Consider the following 17,325-nt stretch of genomic DNA (forward strand, 5'->3'; position numbering starts at 1 on the left):
TTACTGCGGATAGGGAGAAGTGCCGCCGAGGCTGGCGTTGGTGTGCTCGATGAGCGTCTCGCAGAGGCAGGTCGCGTCGGTGCAGGCATCGCGGGTGGCGATGAAACTGTCGTCGCGGGGCGGGTTGGCCGGGTCGACCTGTTGGCCGGTGGCGTTTTCCACCGCGTAGAGCCAGGCGAGATCGTCGAGCCGGCCCATGCGCCAAAGCGTCGCGTCGGCTGCGTTGGCGTCGTTGCACATCAGGATGTGGGCGGGATTGGTCGGCGCGTCGCAGGAGATGTCGGAGAGGACGAGGCCGTAGGAGGGTTCAAGTCCGGCGATGCGCGTCTCGACGGCGGAAAGGTCGATTTCGCAGGTCTGGGCGCTGGCGGTGCTGGCGGTGAGGGCGAGTAGAAGGGCGAAGCGCATGGGGGTCCTTTCGTGCTTGCGGGCAGGAAAGGCCCTCTGGGGCAGGGGGTCAAGGTAGGGGGAACCTGTCCATTAAATCCCGACAAAAAGCCTTGGTTTTCAGGATTTTCTGCACGCGCAAAGCCCTGAATCTGCCCCGCCTTCGGTTGACCCCGGAAAGGGCGCAGAGTAAAGCCGGAGGGACCAACGGGCGGTGACGCCCGCTTGCACGCGCGCCGCCAGCACCAGGGAGCCCCTCGTGGACCTGCTTCTCAGAGAATACCTTCCCATCCTCATCCTTCTGGCCATTGCCATCGGCCTGGGCATCGTCCTGATCCTGGCCGCCGCGGTGCTGGCCGTCAGGAACCCGGACCCCGAAAAGGTGAGCGCCTACGAATGCGGGTTCAATGCCTTCGACGACGCGCGGATGAAGTTCGACGTGCGCTTCTACCTGGTGTCGATCCTGTTCATCATCTTCGACCTGGAAGTGGCGTTCCTGTTCCCCTGGGCCGTGGCCTTCGGCGAGATCAGCATGGCCGCCTTCTGGTCGATGATGCTGTTCCTGGCCGTCCTCACGGTCGGCTTTGCCTATGAATGGAAGAAGGGGGCCCTGGAATGGGAGTGAGGGGCACCTCGACGCCGATCGACGGCACTTCGGGCGGGATCGAGACCATCGGGATGCCGGGCGGCCAGCCGGTCGGGTTGCAGACCGGGCTGAACACGGCGGGGGCCGACCATGAGGTCGCCGTCCAGGCTCTGAACCGGGAGCTTTCGGACAAGGGGTTCATCCTGACGTCCACGGAAGACATCATCAACTGGGCGCGGATCGGGTCCTTGCACTGGATGACCTTCGGGCTGGCCTGCTGCGCGGTCGAGATGATGCATACCTCGATGCCGCGCTATGACCTGGAACGCTTCGGGACGGCGCCGCGCGCTTCGCCCCGGCAGTCGGACCTGATGATCGTCGCGGGCACGCTGACCAACAAGATGGCCCCGGCCTTGCGCAAGGTCTACGACCAGATGCCCGAGCCGCGCTATGTGATCTCCATGGGCTCCTGCGCGAACGGCGGCGGCTACTACCACTACAGCTATTCCGTGGTGCGGGGCTGCGACCGGATCGTCCCGGTCGACATCTATGTCCCCGGCTGCCCGCCCACGGCCGAGGCGCTGCTCTACGGTATCCTGCAGTTGCAGCGGAAGATCCGCCGCACTGGCACTCTGGTGAGGTGATCATGTCCGAGGCTTTGCAGGAACTGGCCGCAATCATCGAGTTGAAGCAGGCGGATGCGGTGCAATCGGCGACCGTCGCCTTTGGCGAGCTGACGCTGGTCGCGAACCTTGCCCATCTGGAATCGCTGGTGGAATATCTGCGCGATGATGCCTCGTGCCGGTTCTCGACCCTGGTCGACATCACCGCCGTCGACCACCCGGAACGCGCCCAGCGGTTCGACATGGTCTACCACTTGCTGTCGATGTACCGGAACCAGCGCATCCGCGTGAAGGTCGCGGTGCGCGAGGAGGAGATGGTGCCTTCGCTGGTCGCCATCCACCCCAGCGCCAACTGGTTCGAGCGCGAGGTGTTCGACATGTTCGGCATCCTCTTCTCGGGCCACCCGGACCTGCGGCGCATCCTGACCGACTACGGCTTCCGGGGCTATCCTCTGCGCAAGGACTTCCCGACCACGGGCTACACTGAGGTTCGCTATGACGAGGCCTTGAAGCGTGTGGTCTATGAGCCGGTGAAGCTGGTGCAGGAATACCGGCAGTTCGATTTCATGAGCCCTTGGGAAGGGGCCGAATACATCCTTCCCGGTGACCAGAAGGGCGGTAAGTGATGGATTTTATCCTGGGGTTGCTTCTGGTCTATGGACTGCCGTTGGTGATCGTACCGCTTTTCAGCTCTCGCTCGATTTTGTACGCGGGACTGGCTGGCTTCTTCTATCCAGGCTCGAAAGGACTCTTGCTTGGGGTAGTCGCCAGTTTCGTGACATACATCGTGCCCTATTTGCTGTTTGGCGCATTTATGGCTTCACCGGGATTACCGTTTTCTTGGACGATGATGTTCAACACTCCGCTCGTGGTTGTGATGACCATTTGTGCGATCTTGCACGCATACCTCGGCCAGCGTTTTGCCGTGTATGTGGCAAACAGGAATAGGGGCATCGCATGATGGACGGGGATATCCGCCGAAACACCTATAACGACGGCTCGAGTGATTTCGAGACCGGCGAGCAGCGCATCCGCAACTTCAACATCAACTTCGGGCCGCAGCACCCGGCGGCACACGGCGTGCTGCGTCTGGTGCTGGAGCTGGACGGCGAAATCGTCGAACGCTGCGACCCGCATATCGGCCTCTTGCACCGAGGGACCGAGAAGCTGATGGAGTCTCGGACCTATCTCCAGAACCTGCCGTATTTCGACCGCCTCGACTATGTGGCGCCGATGAACCAGGAACATGCCTGGTGTCTGGCGATCGAGCGGCTGACCGGGACGGTGGTGCCGCGCCGGGCAAGCCTGATCCGGGTGCTGTATTCGGAAATCGGGCGCGTCCTGAACCACCTCCTGAACGTGACCACTCAGGCCATGGACGTGGGCGCGCTGACCCCGCCGCTCTGGGGCTTCGAGGAGCGCGAGAAGCTGATGGTCTTCTACGAACGCGCCTGCGGGGCACGTTTGCACGCGGCCTACTTCCGCCCGGGTGGGGTGCACCAGGACCTGACGCCGCAGCTGATCGACGACATCGACGCCTGGGCGGATGCCTTCCCCAAGGTGCTGGACGACATCGACGGCCTTCTCACCGAGAACCGCATCTTCAAGCAGCGCAATGCCGATATCGGTATCGTGACCGAGAAGGACATTCAGGACTGGGGCTATTCGGGCGTGATGGTCCGCGGCTCGGGCCTCGCCTGGGACCTGCGCCGCGCGCAGCCTTACGAATGCTACGACGAGTTCGACTTCAAGATCCCCGTGGGCAAGAACGGCGACTGCTATGACCGCTATCTCTGCCGCATGGCCGAGATGCGCGAGTCGACCAAGATCATCAAGCAGGCCATCGCCAAGCTGCGGGTCGAGAAGGGTGACATCCTGGCGCGCGGCAAGATCACGCCGCCGAAGCGCGGCGAGATGAAGACCTCGATGGAGGCCTTGATCCACCACTTCAAGCTTTACACCGAGGGCTTCCACGTCCCGGCCGGCGAGGTCTATGCCGCCGTCGAAGCGCCGAAGGGCGAGTTCGGGGTCTATCTGGTGGCGGACGGGTCGAACAAACCCTACCGCGCCAAGATCCGCGCCCCGGGTTATCCGCACCTGCAGTCGCTGGACTTCCTGTGCAAGGGCCACCAGCTGGCCGACGTCTCGGCCATCATCGGCACGCTCGACATCGTGTTCGGGGAGGTCGACCGGTGATCGCCCTTGGCGTTGCTCCGTTTCTTCTGCTTGGGCTTCTGACCCTGCCGGTCGGCATGGTCGCGGCCCCCGCTCTTATCGCTGGAATCCTCTGATGCTGCGTCGCCTTCACCCCCACCAGCCCGCCTCATTCGCCTTCACTCCGGCGAACCTGGAATGGGCCAAGGGCCAGATCACCAAGTATCCGGCGGGCCGTCAGGCCAGCGCGATCATCCCGCTTCTGTGGCGTGCGCAGGAGCAGGAGGGCTGGCTCAGCCGCCCCGCCATCGAGCATGTCGCGGATATGCTGGGGATGGCCTACATCCGGGCGCTGGAAGTGGCGACCTTCTACTTCATGTTCCAGCTGCAGCCGGTGGGGTCCGTCGCGCATGTGCAGATCTGCGGCACGACGTCCTGCATGATCTGCGGGGCCGAGGACCTGGTGGCGGTGGCGAAGGAGCTGATCGCCTCCACCCCGCACACGCTGTCGGCGGACGGGAAGTTCTCCTGGGAAGAGGTCGAGTGCATGGGGGCCTGTGCCAATGCTCCGATGGCGCAGATCGGCAAGGACTACTACGAGGACCTGACGGCTGCGAAGCTGCGCGAGTTGATCGGGCGCTTCTCGAAGGGTGAGGTGCCGGTGCCGGGGCCGCAGAACGGGCGCTATGCGGCAGAACCCATCGGGGGGCTGACCAGCCTGAAGGAGTTTGAATCGGGCCGGAAGCAGTACAACGCCTCGGCGCAGCTGGCGGTGGACATCAAGGACACGGTGAAGCGGATCGACGGGACGGAAGTGCCGCTCTCGACCCCGTGGCTGGGCGTGGCAGCGCCGGTGAAGCCCGCGCGGGGCAAGCCGGTGGAACCGAAGCCCGGCGCGGGCGCGCCAGCGGATGCGACGGGCGCGACGGTGCAGGAGGCGAAGGCTTCGTCCAAGGGCAAGCCGAAGACGGACGGCAACGCGCCGAACGCGACGCCCCTGGCCACACCGGAGGCCAAGGCCCCGGCAGGTGCTGGCAAGAAGCCCAAGGCCCTGAAGGCCGCGCGGAAGGGCAAGGCGGACGATCTGAAGCTGATCCTCGGGATCGGGCCGAAGCTGGAGCTGCTGTGTCACAGTCTCGGCTTCTTCCACTTTGACCAGATCGCGGAATGGACCCCGGCCGAGATCGCCTGGGTCGACGAGAACCTGGAAGGCTTCAAGGGCCGCGTGACCCGTGACCGCTGGGTGGCGCAGGCGAAGATCCTGGCGGCGGGCGGCACGGTGGCCGAGGCGGAAGCGGCGGCGAAGGCATAGGCGGACGGAAAAGAGGGCGGCTGGTCAGGTTCGGGAGTGAGGCAGGATGCGCGACGGGGAGTATGAAACGACGATCGGCATCGGCGGCTGGGTCCTGGTGGGTCTTTCCGGGATCGTGGCCTTTGCCGTCCTGCGCGGCGTCATGAACTACCTTTTGTTCCCGGCGGTGGTCTTTGCGCTGGCCCTCGCCCTCATGGTCCTGCTGGTGCTCTACTGGCTGGCGGCAAAGATGACCCGCGACGAGGATGCAGAGGCGGCCCAGCGGGTGCGCCGGATCGTCCCGGGCTCGGGCGAGGGGCGGATCGAAGGGGTCGAGGGGGCAGGGGTTCCGGCAGTGAAGGCGGTTCCGGTGCGGCCCGAGGCGCTGAAGGCGCGCGTTGCCTCTTCGGTGGTGACGCCGCTGGCCGAGGTCGAGCCTGCGCCGATCATGGCGTCTCCGGTGCCGGCGGGTTCGGCTGCCGTGACTGAAGCTGTTCCGCCGATGTCTGATATCGCCCCGTTGGCCAAGGCGAAACCGAAGGCGAAACCGGCGGCGAAGCCGAGAGCGGCAACGAAGCCGAAGGCAGAGGCCGGGGCCGAAAAGGTTGCGGTGAAAGCCAAGGCCGAACCGAAGCCCAAGGCCGCCAAGCCCAAGGCCGAGAAAGCGGCGAAGCCTGCCGGTCTTGTCCGGCTGAAGGCACCGCGCAAGGGCAAGGCGGACGATCTGAAAGAGATCGAGGGCATTGGCCCGGCGCTGGAGAAACTGGTCAATGGCATGGGCTTTTACCATTTCGACCAGATCGCCGCCTGGACCGACGCCGATGTCGCGCTGGTCGATGCCGAGATGAAGACCTTCAAGGGCCGCATCACCCGCGACAAATGGGTGGAACAGGCCCGGATCATCGTCACCGAAGGGCTTGAGGCCTTCCGCGAGCGCGCCCGGACCAACGAGTATTGAGAGACATGGCCGAGACCCGCCCCGATCCCGCCGACCTGAAACGCGCCCGACAGACGCGTCTGGTGGCCATCGTGCTGGCGGCGACCATGATCCTGTGGATGGGCGCTCAGTTCGTGGGCGGACAACTGGGGTGGGAGACGCGGTTCGCGTTCCTCTTCGACCTTGCCGCCATCGCCGGCTTCGTCTGGGCGATGGTGGTGACGTATCAGATCTGGCGCGGACGCCGGGGTTAGGAAGACCAAGATGCTCAAGGATCAGGACCGCATTTTCACCAACCTCTACGGGATGCATGACCGCAGCCTGAAGGGCGCGATGAAGCGCGGGCATTGGAACGGCACCGCCGACATCATCAAGCGCGGGCGTGACACGATCGTCGAGCAGGTCAAGGCCTCGGGTCTGCGGGGCCGGGGCGGCGCGGGCTTCCCGACGGGCCTCAAGTGGTCGTTCATGCCGAAGCAGTCGGACGGGCGGCCGTCCTATCTGGTGATCAACGCCGACGAGTCCGAGCCGGGCACCTGCAAGGACCGGGAGATCATGCGGCACGACCCGCATACGCTGATCGAGGGGGCGCTGATCGCCAGTTTCGCGATGGGGGCGAACACCTGCTACATCTACATCCGCGGCGAATACATCCGCGAGCGCGAGGCGCTGCAGGCGGCCATCGACGAATGCTATGACGCGGGCCTTCTGGGCAAGAATGCCGCCAAGTCGGGCTGGGACTTCGACCTGTACCTGCACCACGGGGCCGGGGCCTATATCTGCGGCGAGGAGACGGCCCTTCTGGAAAGCCTGGAAGGCAAGAAGGGCATGCCCCGGATGAAGCCGCCGTTCCCGGCGGGATCGGGGCTTTACGGCTGCCCGACCACGGTGAACAACGTGGAGTCGATTGCCGTGGTGCCGACGATCCTGCGGCGCGGCTCGGACTGGTTCGCAAGCTTCGGGCGGCCGAACAACACGGGGACCAAGCTTTTCGGCATCTCGGGCCATGTGATGCAGCCCTGCGTCGTGGAAGAGGCGATGTCGATCCCGCTGAAAGAGCTTCTGGACCGGCATTGCGGCGGTGTGCGCGGCGGCTGGAAGAACATCAAGGCGGTGATCCCCGGCGGGTCCTCGGTGCCGCTCTTGACCCAGTCGCAATGCGACGACGCGATCATGGATTTCGACTGGCTGCGCGAGCAGCGCTCGGGCCTTGGGACGGCGGCAGTCATCGTGATGGACCAGTCGACCGACGTCATCAAGGCGATCTGGCGGCTGTCGAAGTTCTACAAGCACGAAAGCTGCGGCCAGTGCACCCCCTGCCGCGAGGGCACCGGCTGGATGATGCGGGTCATGGATCGGCTGGTCAGGGGCGAGGCGGAGGTCGAGGAGATCGACATGCTGCTGTCGGTGACGAAGCAGGTCGAGGGCCACACGATCTGCGCGCTCGGCGATGCGGCGGCCTGGCCGATCCAGGGTTTGATCCGCGCCTTCCGCGACGAGATCGAGGACCGGATCAAGGCCAAGCGCACCGGCCGGGTCACGGCGGTCGCGGCGGAGTGATGCGGATGGCGCTGGCCCTTTCGGTGACTTTGGCGCAGGCCGCCTGCGTGGGAACGGCAGCACCCGTCCCCGCCTCGCGCGAGCCTGTGCGCGTCACCAACAACGGCCAGCCGTTCCAGATGTGGGAAGGGGCGGCTGCCCGCAAGGCGGCGGATGCGGCTTGCGGCGGGAAGGTCAGGGTCTCGATCTACGACCGCTTCGACCGGGCGACCGGCGAATGGGTCTATCCGGAGGGTTGCGCATGACATCTGCCGTCATCCCCGGTCACAAACCGCTGATAACGCGGGTTTGTCATGGCATATCAAGGGGCTTTACCCCCATCTCCGCGGCACGAGCAGCAGTCGGTCGTCGGCTGCTAAAAGCAGCCAAGGAGGCCAACATGCTTCGCACCATCAAGACCATCGCCCTGACCCTTGCCGTCAGCGCCACGCCCGCACTGGCACTGGTGCCGATCAACGAAGAGCCGGTGATCCGCGACAAGCTTCTGCAGGGGTTCATCGGCGACGCCATCGCCGACAACTGCCCGACGATGGAGGCCCGCAAGCTGCGCGCCCTGGGCGAGTTGAACTCCTTGCGCGACTACGCGTTGAAGCAGGGCTATGAGGCGGACGTGGTGCGGGAATTCGTCACCTCGAAGGAAGAGAAGAAGAAGTTCAAGGCCGAGGCGGCCGAGTGGCTGAAGGCCAAGGGCGCCGAGCCGGGGAACCCCGACGCCTATTGCCGGATCGGCGAAGAGGAAATCTCCAAGGAAAGCCTGATCGGCTATCTGTTGAGGTCGAAGAAGTGAACCAGTCGTCCGGCATGCATCTGGCCGAGTTGAACGTGGGGCGCCTTCTGGCCCCCACCGACGACCCGCGCGTGGCCGAGTTCATGGCTGCGCTCGACCGGGTGAACGGGATGGGCAAGCGGATGCCCGGGTTCGTCTGGATGATGGAAGGCTCGGGCGAGCCCGGCACCGGGAACACCGAAACCAAGATCGGCGGCGACCCGCAGTTCGTGTCGAACCTCACGGTCTGGGAAAGCGTGGAAACGCTGGAGCATTTCGTCTTCAACACCGTCCATCGCGCCTTCTATGAGCGGCGGGCTGAGTGGTTCGAGGTGCTGGGCCGGATGCATTTCGTCATGTGGTGGGTGCCTGCGGGGCACCGTCCCACGCTGGACGAGGCGCTGGAGCGGCTGGCGCATCTGGAGGCGCAGGGCGACAGCGACCATGCCTTCGGCTGGAAATATCTGAAAGAAGCGCAGGCGTGGAAGACCCACGGCTGCGCGCAAGTGGCGGCGGAGTAGGGCGATGGCAGAGTTGGAAGACAATGTCGTGCTGCGGCTCCTGCGGGAGATCCGCGGGCAGCAAGTTGACGACGGTCGCCGGTTGCAGCGCGTCGAGCGCCACATCGAAGAAATGCGGGATCAGGTTGCTACCGCCATAGGCATGGCTGGAATGGCCTCGGCTGCGACAGAGCAGCATGGCGAGGGCATGGACGAAATCCGCGACGAGATTGCGGCGTTGAAGCGCCGGGTGCAGGAACTGGAAGCACGGAAATGACCAACCTCAAGAAAATCAGCATCGACGGGATCGAGGTCGAGGTCGATGGCGCGATGACCATCATCCAGGCGGCGGAAGCGGCCGGGGTGGAGATCCCGCGCTTCTGCTACCATGAGCGGCTGTCGATCGCCGGGAACTGCCGGATGTGCCTTGTGGAAGTCGTCGGCGGCCCGCCGAAGCCTGCTGCGAGCTGTGCGATGCAGGTGCGCGACCTGCGGCCCGGGCCGAACGGCGAGGCGCCGGTGGTGAAGACCACCTCGCCGATGGTGAAGAAGGCGCGTGAGGGGGTGATGGAGTTCCTGCTCATCAACCACCCGCTCGATTGCCCGATCTGCGACCAGGGTGGCGAGTGTGATCTTCAGGATCAGGCGATGGCCTATGGCGTCGACTTCAGCCGCTACCGCGAGCCGAAGCGTGCGTCGGAAGACCTGAACCTCGGCCCGCTGGTCGAGACGAAGATGACGCGCTGCATCTCCTGTACCCGCTGCGTGCGCTTCACGACCGAGGTCGCCGGGATCACCCAGATGGGCCAGACGGGCCGGGGGGAAGACAGCGAGATCACCAGCTACCTGAACATGACGCTGGATTCGAACCTGCAGGGCAACATCATCGACCTGTGCCCGGTGGGGGCGCTGACCTCGAAGCCCTATGCCTTCACGGCGCGGCCCTGGGAGCTGACGAAGACCGAGAGCATCGACGTGATGGATGCGCTGGGGTCGAACATCCGCATCGACACCAAGGGCCGCGAAGTCATGCGCTTCCTGCCGCGCAACCATGACGGCGTGAACGAGGAATGGATCAGCGACAAGACCCGCTTCGTCTGGGATGGCCTCCGCCGTCAGCGGCTGGACACGCCTTATGTGCGCGAGAACGGGCGCCTGCGGAAAGCCTCGTGGGGTGAGGCGCTGACCAAGGCGGCGGCCGCCATGAAGGGCAAGAAGGTCGCCGGTCTCGTGGGCGATCTGGTGTCGACGGAAGCGGCATATTCGTTGAAAACGCTGATCGAAGGGATCGGCGGCCATGTCGAGTGCCGCACCGATGGGGCGAAGCTGCCGGTCGGCAACCGCTCGGCCTATGTCGGCACGGCGAAGATCGAGGACATCGACAGCGCCAAGGTGATCCTGTTGATCGGGACCAACCCGCGGGTGGAAAGCCCGGTGCTGAACGCCCGCATCCGCAAGGCCTGGACCAATGGCGCGATGGTGGGGCTCTTCGGTGAAAAGGTCGACCTGACCTATGACTACAAGCACATGGGCACCGACCGGGCCGCGCTGGTCGATCTGGTGGGCCGCGTGACCCAGAAGGGCAACACGCTGGTCATCATCGGCCAGGGCGCGATCAACGAGGCCGATGGCGAGGCGGTTCTGAGCCAGGCGATGGCCTATGCTCAAGGTGCGGGCGGCAAGCTTCTGGTGCTGCACACGGCGGCGGGCCGGGTCGGCGCGATGGACGTGGGCGCCGTGACGGAGGGCGGGCTGTCGAAGGCGACCGAAGGCGCGCAGGTGATCTACAACCTTGGCGCCGATGAGGTCGAGATCAGCCGCGACGGGGCGGATGCGCCTTTCGTGATCTATCAGGGGTCGCATGGCGACCGGGGCGCGAACCGGGCGGACATCATCCTGCCGGGCGCGGCCTATACCGAGGAAAACGGGCTGTTCGTCAACACCGAGGGGCGGCCGCAACTGGCCTTCCGCGCCGGGTTTGCCCCCGGCGAGGCGAAGGAAAACTGGGCGATCCTGCGGGCGCTGTCGGCCGAGGTTGGCCAGCAACTGCCGTGGGATTCGCTGGCGGGCCTGCGGTCGGCGCTGGTCAAGGCGCATCCGCACCTGGGCCGGATCGACGAGGTGCCGGAGAACCAGTGGCAACCGCTGGAGGTCAAGCTTCCGGCCAAGGCCACCTTCCGCAATGCGATCAAGGACTTCTACCTGACCAATCCCATCGCGCGGGCGTCCACGGTGATGGCGGAACTGAGCGCGCTGGCCAAGGCCCGCGCCGTGGCCCCGATTGCGGCGGAGTAAGATGACACAGCGCCTCTCCCTTCTGGCCACCCTTGGCACCGCGACAGCGGCGCTGGGGGCTTGCGCGCCCGCCGGAGAGGTGCCAGAGGAGCGCGGGCAGACGGCGGTCTATCAGGGGGTCTCGACCATCCTGCTCGACACCGACATGGTCAGCTTCAGCGTCGCCATGCAGGGCGCGAAGGACCGGGCCGATGTCGAGGCCTATGGCCGCTGCGCGGCGGCGCAATATGCGCTGGATCAAGGCTTTGGCTTCGCACGGCAAGTGCGAACCATCGTGAAGAAGCAAGGGCAGACGTGGTACGGAGATGCGGTTTACCTCATCTCGGCTGGGCTGCCCGAGGGCCTGCGCACCGTGGACGCCGAAGTGGTGGCGGGCGAGTGCGTCGAGCTTGGAATACCGACCCGGTAGGGATGGCGGTTTGAGGATGAGGGACTGAGATGGACGGGTTCTTTTCCACGGGGTTCGGGACGGCGGTGCTGATCGCGGCACAGTCGCTGCTGATCGTGGCCTTCGTGATGATCAGCCTTCTGTTCCTCGTCTACGGCGACCGTAAGATCTGGGCGGCGGTGCAGATGCGGCGGGGCCCGAACGTGGTGGGGCCGTTCGGCCTGCTGCAATCGGTGGCCGATGCGCTGAAATACGTCGTCAAGGAAATCGTCGTCCCCGCCGGGGTGGACCGCCCGGTCTTCTTCCTGGCGCCGATGCTGTCCTTCGTGCTGGCGATCCTGGCCTGGGCGGTGATCCCCTTCGATGACGGCTGGGTGCTGGCCAACATCAACGTCGCGATCCTGTTCGTCTTCGCCGTGTCCTCGCTGGAGGTCTACGGCGTGATCATGGGCGGCTGGGCCTCGAACTCGAAATACGCCTTCCTCGGGAGCCTGAGGTCGGCCGCGCAGATGATCTCCTACGAGGTGTCGCTGGGCCTGATCATCATCGGGGTGATCATCTCGACCGGCGGGATGAGCTTTTCCTCCATCGTGGCGGCGCAGGAGGGCGACTGGGGCCTGTTCAACTGGTACTGGCTGCCGCATCTGCCGATGGTGGTGCTGTTCTTCGTCAGCGCCCTGGCCGAGACCAACCGCCCACCCTTCGACCTGCCCGAGGCGGAGTCCGAGCTGGTTGCCGGTTTCATGGTGGAATATTCCTCGACGCCCTATCTCCTCTTCATGGCGGGCGAATACATCGCCATCTTCCTGATGTGCGCGCTGATTTCGCTCTTGTTCTTCGGCGGCTGGTTGTCGCCCCTGCCGTTCCTGCCGGACGGCTGGTGGTGGATGGTTGCCAAGATGTGGGTCTTCTTCTTCATGTTCGCGATGGTGAAGGCCATCGTCCCCCGCTACCGCTATGACCAGCTGATGCGGATCGGCTGGAAGGTCTTCCTGCCCCTGTCGCTGGGCTGGGTGGTGATCGTGGCGTTCCTTGCCAAGTTCGAAGTGCTGGGCGGCTTCTGGGCCCGCTGGGCGATTGGAGGCTGATGATGTCCAACATCGACTGGACCCGCGCGACGAAGTATTTCCTGCTGGTGGACTTCATCAAGGGCTTCGGCCTGGGGATGAAATACTTCTTCGCGCCGAAATCGACGCTGAACTACCCGCATGAGAAGGGGCCGCTGTCGCCTCGCTTCCGCGGCGAACATGCGCTGCGCCGCTATCCGAATGGCGAGGAACGCTGCATCGCCTGCAAGCTCTGCGAGGCCGTCTGTCCGGCCCAAGCCATCACCATCGACGCCGAACCGCGCGAGGATGGCTCCCGCCGGACCACGCGCTATGACATAGACATGACCAAGTGCATCTACTGCGGTTTCTGCCAGGAGGCCTGCCCGGTCGATGCCATCGTCGAGGGCCCGAACTTCGAATTCTCGACCGAGACGCGGGAAGAGCTGTTCTACACCAAGGAGAAACTCCTGGAGAATGGCGCCCGCTGGGAGGCCGAGATCGCCCGCAACCTCGAAATCGACGCGCCGTATCGGTGAGGAGGTGAAGATGTACGTCAACCTTTGGGGAAACCACATAACCGGCCTTCCAGCATTGCTTATTCTGCTGGTCGCGGGGTTTCTTGCGTATGGTTGGCCCGCGATGATCATTGCCAAGCGCGCGCATGGCACGGCTTGGCCAGGCCTTCTGATGGGAATCCCTCTGCTGAATGTGATTGCAATCTGGGTCTTTGCTTTCGCGCGCTGGCCGAAGACGGACAATAGGACGACCCCATGACCGAAGACTTCGCCAAGATGTTCGCCGCGATGATGGAGCAGGGTCAGAAGATGGCCAATGCCTTCATGCCGGGCATGGAGAACATCGACGCGAAGGCGTTCGAGAAGTTCTTTCCGCCGATGCCGAAGGAGCTCTTGGAGATGTGGTTCGGCAAGACCTTCAACCCCGAAGGGCTGGACGCGCGGACCCGGTTCCTCGTGACCATCGCGGCGCTGACCGTGCTGGGTCCGGTGGGCGAGCCGCAGCTGCGGATGGCGATCAAGAACGGCCTTTCTGCCGGGGCCACGAAACGCGAGGTCGCGGAAGTGATCTGGCAGATGTCGATGTTCGGCGGGGTTCCCGCCATGCAGAAGGCGCTGGAAATCGCCCAGTCCGTCTTCGCCGAGACTACTGAGGAGAAAGACGCATGACCGTCTTCAGCTTTGCCTTCTATCTGTTTGCGGTGATCACGGTGACGGCGGGCCTGATGGTCACGCTGTCCCGCAACCCGGTCCATTCGGTGCTGTGGCTGATCCTGGCGTTCCTGTCGACCTCGGGGTTGTTCGTCCTTCTGGGGGCGGAGTTCGTGGCGATGCTCTTGGTCATCGTCTATGTCGGCGCGGTGGCGGTGCTGTTCCTCTTCGTGGTGATGATGCTCGACATCGACTTCGCCGCGCTGAAGGGCGAGATGGCGCGCGCTATGCCGCTTGGCCTGCTGATCGGCGTGGTCCTTCTGATGCAGGTCGCGATCGGCGTCGGCGTCTGGCAGGTGGCCGACGGATCGCAAGGGCTGCGGCAGGCGGTGGCGCCTTCGGAGATCGAGAACACCCGGGCGCTGGGGATGCTGCTTTATGACAAGTATTTCCTGCTGTTCCAGCTGGCGGGCCTGATCCTGCTGGTGGCGATGATCGGGGCGATCCTGCTGACGCTCCGGCACCGCAAGGACATCAAGCGGCAGAACGTGCTGGCCCAGATGTGGCGCGACCCGGCCAAGGCGATGGAGCTGAAGGACGTGAAGCCGGGGCAGGGGTTGTAGGTCGGGGTTCCCCCCGACTTTGCTAAGGATGTCGGGGTGAACCCCGACCTACGAAACGGTCAAAACGGCCACGAGGGACCAGACGATGATCGGACTTGAACATTACCTGACGGTGGCCGCGGCCCTCTTCGTCATCGGGATCTTCGGGATCTTCCTGAACCGGAAGAACGTGATCGTCATCCTGATGTCGATCGAGCTGATGCTGCTGGCGGTCAACATCAACCTCGTCGCCTTCTCCTCCTATTCCGGCGATCTGGTGGGGCAGGTCTTCACGATGTTCGTCCTGACCGTCGCCGCTGCCGAGGCCGCCATCGGCCTTGCCATCCTCGTCGTCTTCTTCCGCAACCGCGGCACCATCGAGGTGGAAGACGTCAACGTGATGAAGGGCTGACGGCATGAAGGTCGGAGAGCAGAACGTGTTCGGGATGCGGATCACCGCCGTCAGGGGCGCGATGGTCGACCTGGAATGCGAGACGTGCCACACCGCCGGGGCCGTTCCGGCAGATGAATTTCAATCGACCCGCTGCGGATCAAGCCGCTGTGGTGCTACCCAGGACAGGACCGAGTAATGGCAACGATCATCCTTTTCGCTCCGCTGATCGGGGCCCTGATCTGCGGCTTCGGCTGGCGGCTGATCGGCGAGAAGGCGGGGCAGGTCATCACCACCTCGCTCGTCTTCCTGGGCGCCGCGCTGAGCTGGTACATCTTCCTGACCTTCGACGGCGAGACGCAGCACATCACCCTCCTGCGCTGGATCGAGAGCGGGACGCTGGGGTCGGAATGGGCGATCCGGCTGGATCGGCTGACGGCGATCATGCTGGTGGTGGTGAACTCGGTCTCGGCGCTGGTTCACCTGTATTCCTTCGGCTACATGGCGCATGACGAGAACTGGCATGAGGGCGAGCATTACAAGGCCCGCTTCTTCGCCTATCTGTCGTTCTTCACCTTCGCCATGCTGGCGCTGGTGACGGCTGACAACCTTGTCCAGATGTTCTTCGGCTGGGAGGGCGTGGGCGTCGCCTCCTACCTGCTGATCGGCTTCTACTATCGCAAGCCCAGTGCCAACGCTGCTGCGATCAAGGCCTTCGTGGTCAACCGCGTCGGCGACTTCGGCTTCGCGCTCGGCATCTTCGGGCTGTTCTACCTGACCGACAGCATCCGCTTTGATGACGTCTTTGCGGCTGCACCGACGCTGGCGGAGACCAATCTCAGTTTCCTCTGGGCCGACTGGAACGCCGCGAACCTGATCGGCGTCCTCCTGTTCATCGGGGCAATGGGGAAATCGGCGCAGCTGATCCTGCACACCTGGCTGCCCGACGCTATGGAAGGCCCGACGCCGGTCTCGGCGCTGATCCACGCCGCGACGATGGTGACGGCGGGGGTCTTCCTCGTCTGCCGCATGTCGCCGCTCTACGAATACGCGCCTCAGGCGACGGCCTTCATCACTGTTCTTGGTGCCACCACCGCATTCTTTGCGGCGACCGTGGGTCTGGTGCAGAACGACATCAAACGGGTGATCGCGTATTCCACCTGCTCGCAGCTTGGCTATATGTTCGTGGCGGCAGGCGTTGGGGTCTATTCGGTGGCGATGTTCCACCTCTTCACTCACGCCTTCTTCAAGGCGATGCTGTTCCTTGGCGCTGGCTCGGTGATCACCGCCACACACCATGAGCAGGACATGCGCAACTATGGCGGGTTGCGGAAGAAGATCCCGCTCACGTTCTGGGCGATGATGATCGGCACGCTGGCGATCACCGGCGTCGGCATTCCGCTGACGCATTACGGCTTTGCCGGGTTCCTGTCGAAGGACGCAGTGATCGAAAGCGCCTGGGTCGGCTCCTCCTACGCCTTCTGGCTGCTGGTCGCTGCCGCCTGCATGACCAGCTTCTACAGCTGGCGTCTGATGTTCCTGACCTTCTTCGGGGAAAGCCGGGCGCATGGCAACGGGCACGGCCACGGTCACGATGACCATCACGGCGCGGTGCATGACACGCATGGCCATGACGCTCACGGGGATCACGAGCCGCACGAAAGCCCGCTGACCATGCTGATCCCGCTGGGGGTACTGGCGCTTGGCGCGGTCTTCTCGGGGATGCTGTGGTACAAGGTTTTCTTCGGCGAGGAAGCCGCCGTGCGCGACTGGTTCGGCATGGAAGCCGCCGCCCATGCCGAGGCGCATGGCGATGACCACGCCGAGGCTGCCTCGACTGCGGAGGGCACCGCTGTCGCGACCGAGGACCACGGCGCGACCGCCACGACCGAGGACCACGGCGCGACCGCCACGACCGAGGCACCGGCAGCAACCGAGGCGGCCCCCGCCGAAGGCACGGCCGTCGCGACGGAAGGCACCACCACCGATACCGCACCTGCCGAGGGTGATGCTCTCGCTGCTTCGGGAACAGAGGGCGCGCTGACCAACGCCGAGGCAAATGCCGAGCTTTCGAAAGACTTCGAGGCAGCGGTCAGCGCCGCCCCGAAAGGTGCGCTCCTGATGTTGCCGTTCACTCCGGAAGAGCAGGCCGTGGTCGACACCCGCCTGGATGCGGAAAAGGTGGCTCATGCCGAGCATCCGCCGACCACGGCGATCAACGCCGCGCATGAAGTGCCGGACTGGGTCAAGGTTTCGCCCTTCGTGGCGATGCTGATCGGCTTTGTGCTTGCCTGGCTCTTCTACATCAAGGACCCGAGCCTGCCGCGCCGCCTGGCCGCGCAGCAGCGCCCGCTCTACCTGTTCCTCCTGAACAAGTGGTACTTCGACGAGCTTTACGACGTGATCTTCGTCCGTCCCGCCAAGTGGCTGGGCAACTTCCTGTGGAAGAAGGGCGACGGCGATGTCATCGACGGCACACTCAACGGGGTGGCGATGGGGATCATCCCCTTCTTCACCCGCCTCGCAGGCCGCGCGCAGTCCGGCTACCTGTTCCACTATGCCTTCGCGATGGTGCTGGGGATCGTCGTCCTCGTCACCTGGATGACGCTGTTCGGCGGCGCGAAGTAAGG

The 17,325-nt window shown here is 64.5% G+C and carries 23 protein-coding genes; 22 read left to right on the forward strand and 1 reads right to left on the reverse strand.

Annotated elements, in window-relative coordinates:
* Window positions 1-408, reverse strand: a complete 408-nt coding sequence (locus JNJ68_RS11015; RefSeq protein ID WP_294982383.1) for a hypothetical protein — start codon at window positions 406-408, stop codon at window positions 1-3.
* 238 nt (window positions 409-646) lie between these two features.
* Between JNJ68_RS11015 and JNJ68_RS11020 the strand changes: the two genes are divergently transcribed.
* The 22 genes from JNJ68_RS11020 (at window position 647) to nuoL (ending at window position 17,323) form a co-directional block, all read left to right on the forward strand.
* The gene (locus tag JNJ68_RS11020) at window positions 647-1,012 is read left to right on the forward strand and encodes an NADH-quinone oxidoreductase subunit A (protein ID WP_294982385.1); all 366 of its coding nucleotides are present in this window, start codon (window positions 647-649) and stop codon (window positions 1,010-1,012) included.
* Between the two features lie 53 nt (window positions 1,013-1,065).
* Window positions 1,066-1,617 carry an NADH-quinone oxidoreductase subunit B gene (locus JNJ68_RS11025; protein WP_294982483.1) on the forward strand — a complete coding sequence of 184 codons (552 nt, stop codon included), beginning with the start codon at window positions 1,066-1,068 and terminating at the stop codon, window positions 1,615-1,617.
* A gap of 2 nt (window positions 1,618-1,619) precedes the next feature.
* Window positions 1,620-2,222, forward strand: a complete 603-nt coding sequence (locus JNJ68_RS11030) for an NADH-quinone oxidoreductase subunit C (protein ID WP_294982387.1) — start codon at window positions 1,620-1,622, stop codon at window positions 2,220-2,222.
* Window positions 2,222-2,557 (forward strand): hypothetical protein, encoded by a 336-nt coding sequence (locus tag JNJ68_RS11035; RefSeq protein WP_294982388.1) that lies wholly within the window; start codon window positions 2,222-2,224, stop codon window positions 2,555-2,557. The genes JNJ68_RS11030 and JNJ68_RS11035 overlap by 1 nt, the downstream gene beginning before the upstream one ends.
* Window positions 2,554-3,792 carry an NADH-quinone oxidoreductase subunit D gene (locus tag JNJ68_RS11040; protein ID WP_294982390.1) on the forward strand — a complete coding sequence of 413 codons (1,239 nt, stop codon included), beginning with the start codon at window positions 2,554-2,556 and terminating at the stop codon, window positions 3,790-3,792. Before JNJ68_RS11035 ends, JNJ68_RS11040 begins: the two co-directional genes overlap by 4 nt.
* Before the next feature lie 94 nt (window positions 3,793-3,886).
* Window positions 3,887-5,062, forward strand: coding sequence for an NADH-quinone oxidoreductase subunit E (locus JNJ68_RS11045; RefSeq protein WP_294982392.1), 1,176 nt, complete (start codon window positions 3,887-3,889; stop codon window positions 5,060-5,062).
* A gap of 46 nt (window positions 5,063-5,108) precedes the next feature.
* Window positions 5,109-5,999, forward strand: coding sequence for a hypothetical protein (locus tag JNJ68_RS11050; RefSeq protein WP_294982394.1), 891 nt, complete (start codon window positions 5,109-5,111; stop codon window positions 5,997-5,999).
* A 5-nt stretch (window positions 6,000-6,004) separates the two neighbouring features.
* Window positions 6,005-6,232, forward strand: a complete 228-nt coding sequence (locus JNJ68_RS11055; RefSeq protein ID WP_294982396.1) for a DUF5337 domain-containing protein — start codon at window positions 6,005-6,007, stop codon at window positions 6,230-6,232.
* A 10-nt stretch (window positions 6,233-6,242) separates the two neighbouring features.
* Window positions 6,243-7,538, forward strand: a complete 1,296-nt coding sequence (gene nuoF / locus JNJ68_RS11060; RefSeq protein ID WP_294982398.1) for an NADH-quinone oxidoreductase subunit NuoF — start codon at window positions 6,243-6,245, stop codon at window positions 7,536-7,538.
* A 5-nt stretch (window positions 7,539-7,543) separates the two neighbouring features.
* Entirely contained in the window at window positions 7,544-7,783 is a 240-nt protein-coding gene (locus JNJ68_RS11065; protein ID WP_294982400.1) for a hypothetical protein, read from the forward strand.
* A gap of 134 nt (window positions 7,784-7,917) precedes the next feature.
* Window positions 7,918-8,325 (forward strand): DUF5333 domain-containing protein, encoded by a 408-nt coding sequence (locus JNJ68_RS11070; protein ID WP_294982401.1) that lies wholly within the window; start codon window positions 7,918-7,920, stop codon window positions 8,323-8,325.
* A 14-nt stretch (window positions 8,326-8,339) separates the two neighbouring features.
* Entirely contained in the window at window positions 8,340-8,825 is a 486-nt protein-coding gene (locus JNJ68_RS11075; RefSeq protein WP_294982484.1) for a DUF3291 domain-containing protein, read from the forward strand.
* 4 nt (window positions 8,826-8,829) lie between these two features.
* Window positions 8,830-9,081, forward strand: a complete 252-nt coding sequence (locus JNJ68_RS11080; protein WP_294982403.1) for a hypothetical protein — start codon at window positions 8,830-8,832, stop codon at window positions 9,079-9,081.
* Window positions 9,078-11,099, forward strand: a complete 2,022-nt coding sequence (gene nuoG, locus JNJ68_RS11085) for an NADH-quinone oxidoreductase subunit NuoG (RefSeq protein ID WP_294982405.1) — start codon at window positions 9,078-9,080, stop codon at window positions 11,097-11,099. The genes JNJ68_RS11080 and nuoG overlap by 4 nt, the downstream gene beginning before the upstream one ends.
* Before the next feature lies 1 nt (window position 11,100).
* On the forward strand, window positions 11,101-11,508 hold the full coding sequence (locus JNJ68_RS11090) for a hypothetical protein (RefSeq protein ID WP_294982407.1): 408 nt from the start codon (window positions 11,101-11,103) through the stop codon (window positions 11,506-11,508).
* A 29-nt stretch (window positions 11,509-11,537) separates the two neighbouring features.
* Window positions 11,538-12,575 carry an NADH-quinone oxidoreductase subunit NuoH gene (gene nuoH / locus JNJ68_RS11095; protein WP_294982408.1) on the forward strand — a complete coding sequence of 346 codons (1,038 nt, stop codon included), beginning with the start codon at window positions 11,538-11,540 and terminating at the stop codon, window positions 12,573-12,575.
* Between the two features lie 2 nt (window positions 12,576-12,577).
* Entirely contained in the window at window positions 12,578-13,072 is a 495-nt protein-coding gene (nuoI, locus tag JNJ68_RS11100) for an NADH-quinone oxidoreductase subunit NuoI (protein ID WP_294982410.1), read from the forward strand.
* Between the two features lie 10 nt (window positions 13,073-13,082).
* Window positions 13,083-13,310, forward strand: a complete 228-nt coding sequence (locus JNJ68_RS11105) for a hypothetical protein (protein ID WP_294982413.1) — start codon at window positions 13,083-13,085, stop codon at window positions 13,308-13,310.
* Complete coding sequence (locus JNJ68_RS11110) at window positions 13,307-13,720, forward strand: carboxymuconolactone decarboxylase family protein (RefSeq protein WP_294982414.1); 414 nt, start codon at window positions 13,307-13,309, stop codon at window positions 13,718-13,720. Before JNJ68_RS11105 ends, JNJ68_RS11110 begins: the two co-directional genes overlap by 4 nt.
* Window positions 13,717-14,325 carry an NADH-quinone oxidoreductase subunit J gene (locus JNJ68_RS11115; protein ID WP_294982416.1) on the forward strand — a complete coding sequence of 203 codons (609 nt, stop codon included), beginning with the start codon at window positions 13,717-13,719 and terminating at the stop codon, window positions 14,323-14,325. Before JNJ68_RS11110 ends, JNJ68_RS11115 begins: the two co-directional genes overlap by 4 nt.
* 85 nt (window positions 14,326-14,410) lie before the next feature.
* Window positions 14,411-14,716: an NADH-quinone oxidoreductase subunit NuoK gene (nuoK, locus tag JNJ68_RS11120; RefSeq protein WP_197642188.1), complete on the forward strand. Its 306-nt coding sequence runs from the start codon at window positions 14,411-14,413 to the stop codon at window positions 14,714-14,716.
* A gap of 177 nt (window positions 14,717-14,893) precedes the next feature.
* The gene (nuoL, locus tag JNJ68_RS11125) at window positions 14,894-17,323 is read left to right on the forward strand and encodes an NADH-quinone oxidoreductase subunit L (RefSeq protein WP_294982418.1); all 2,430 of its coding nucleotides are present in this window, start codon (window positions 14,894-14,896) and stop codon (window positions 17,321-17,323) included.
* The last annotated feature ends 2 nt before the right edge of the window (window positions 17,324-17,325 follow it).

The organism is Tabrizicola sp. (assembly GCF_016793705.1).
Classification (GTDB): Bacteria; Pseudomonadota; Alphaproteobacteria; order Rhodobacterales; family Rhodobacteraceae; genus Tabrizicola.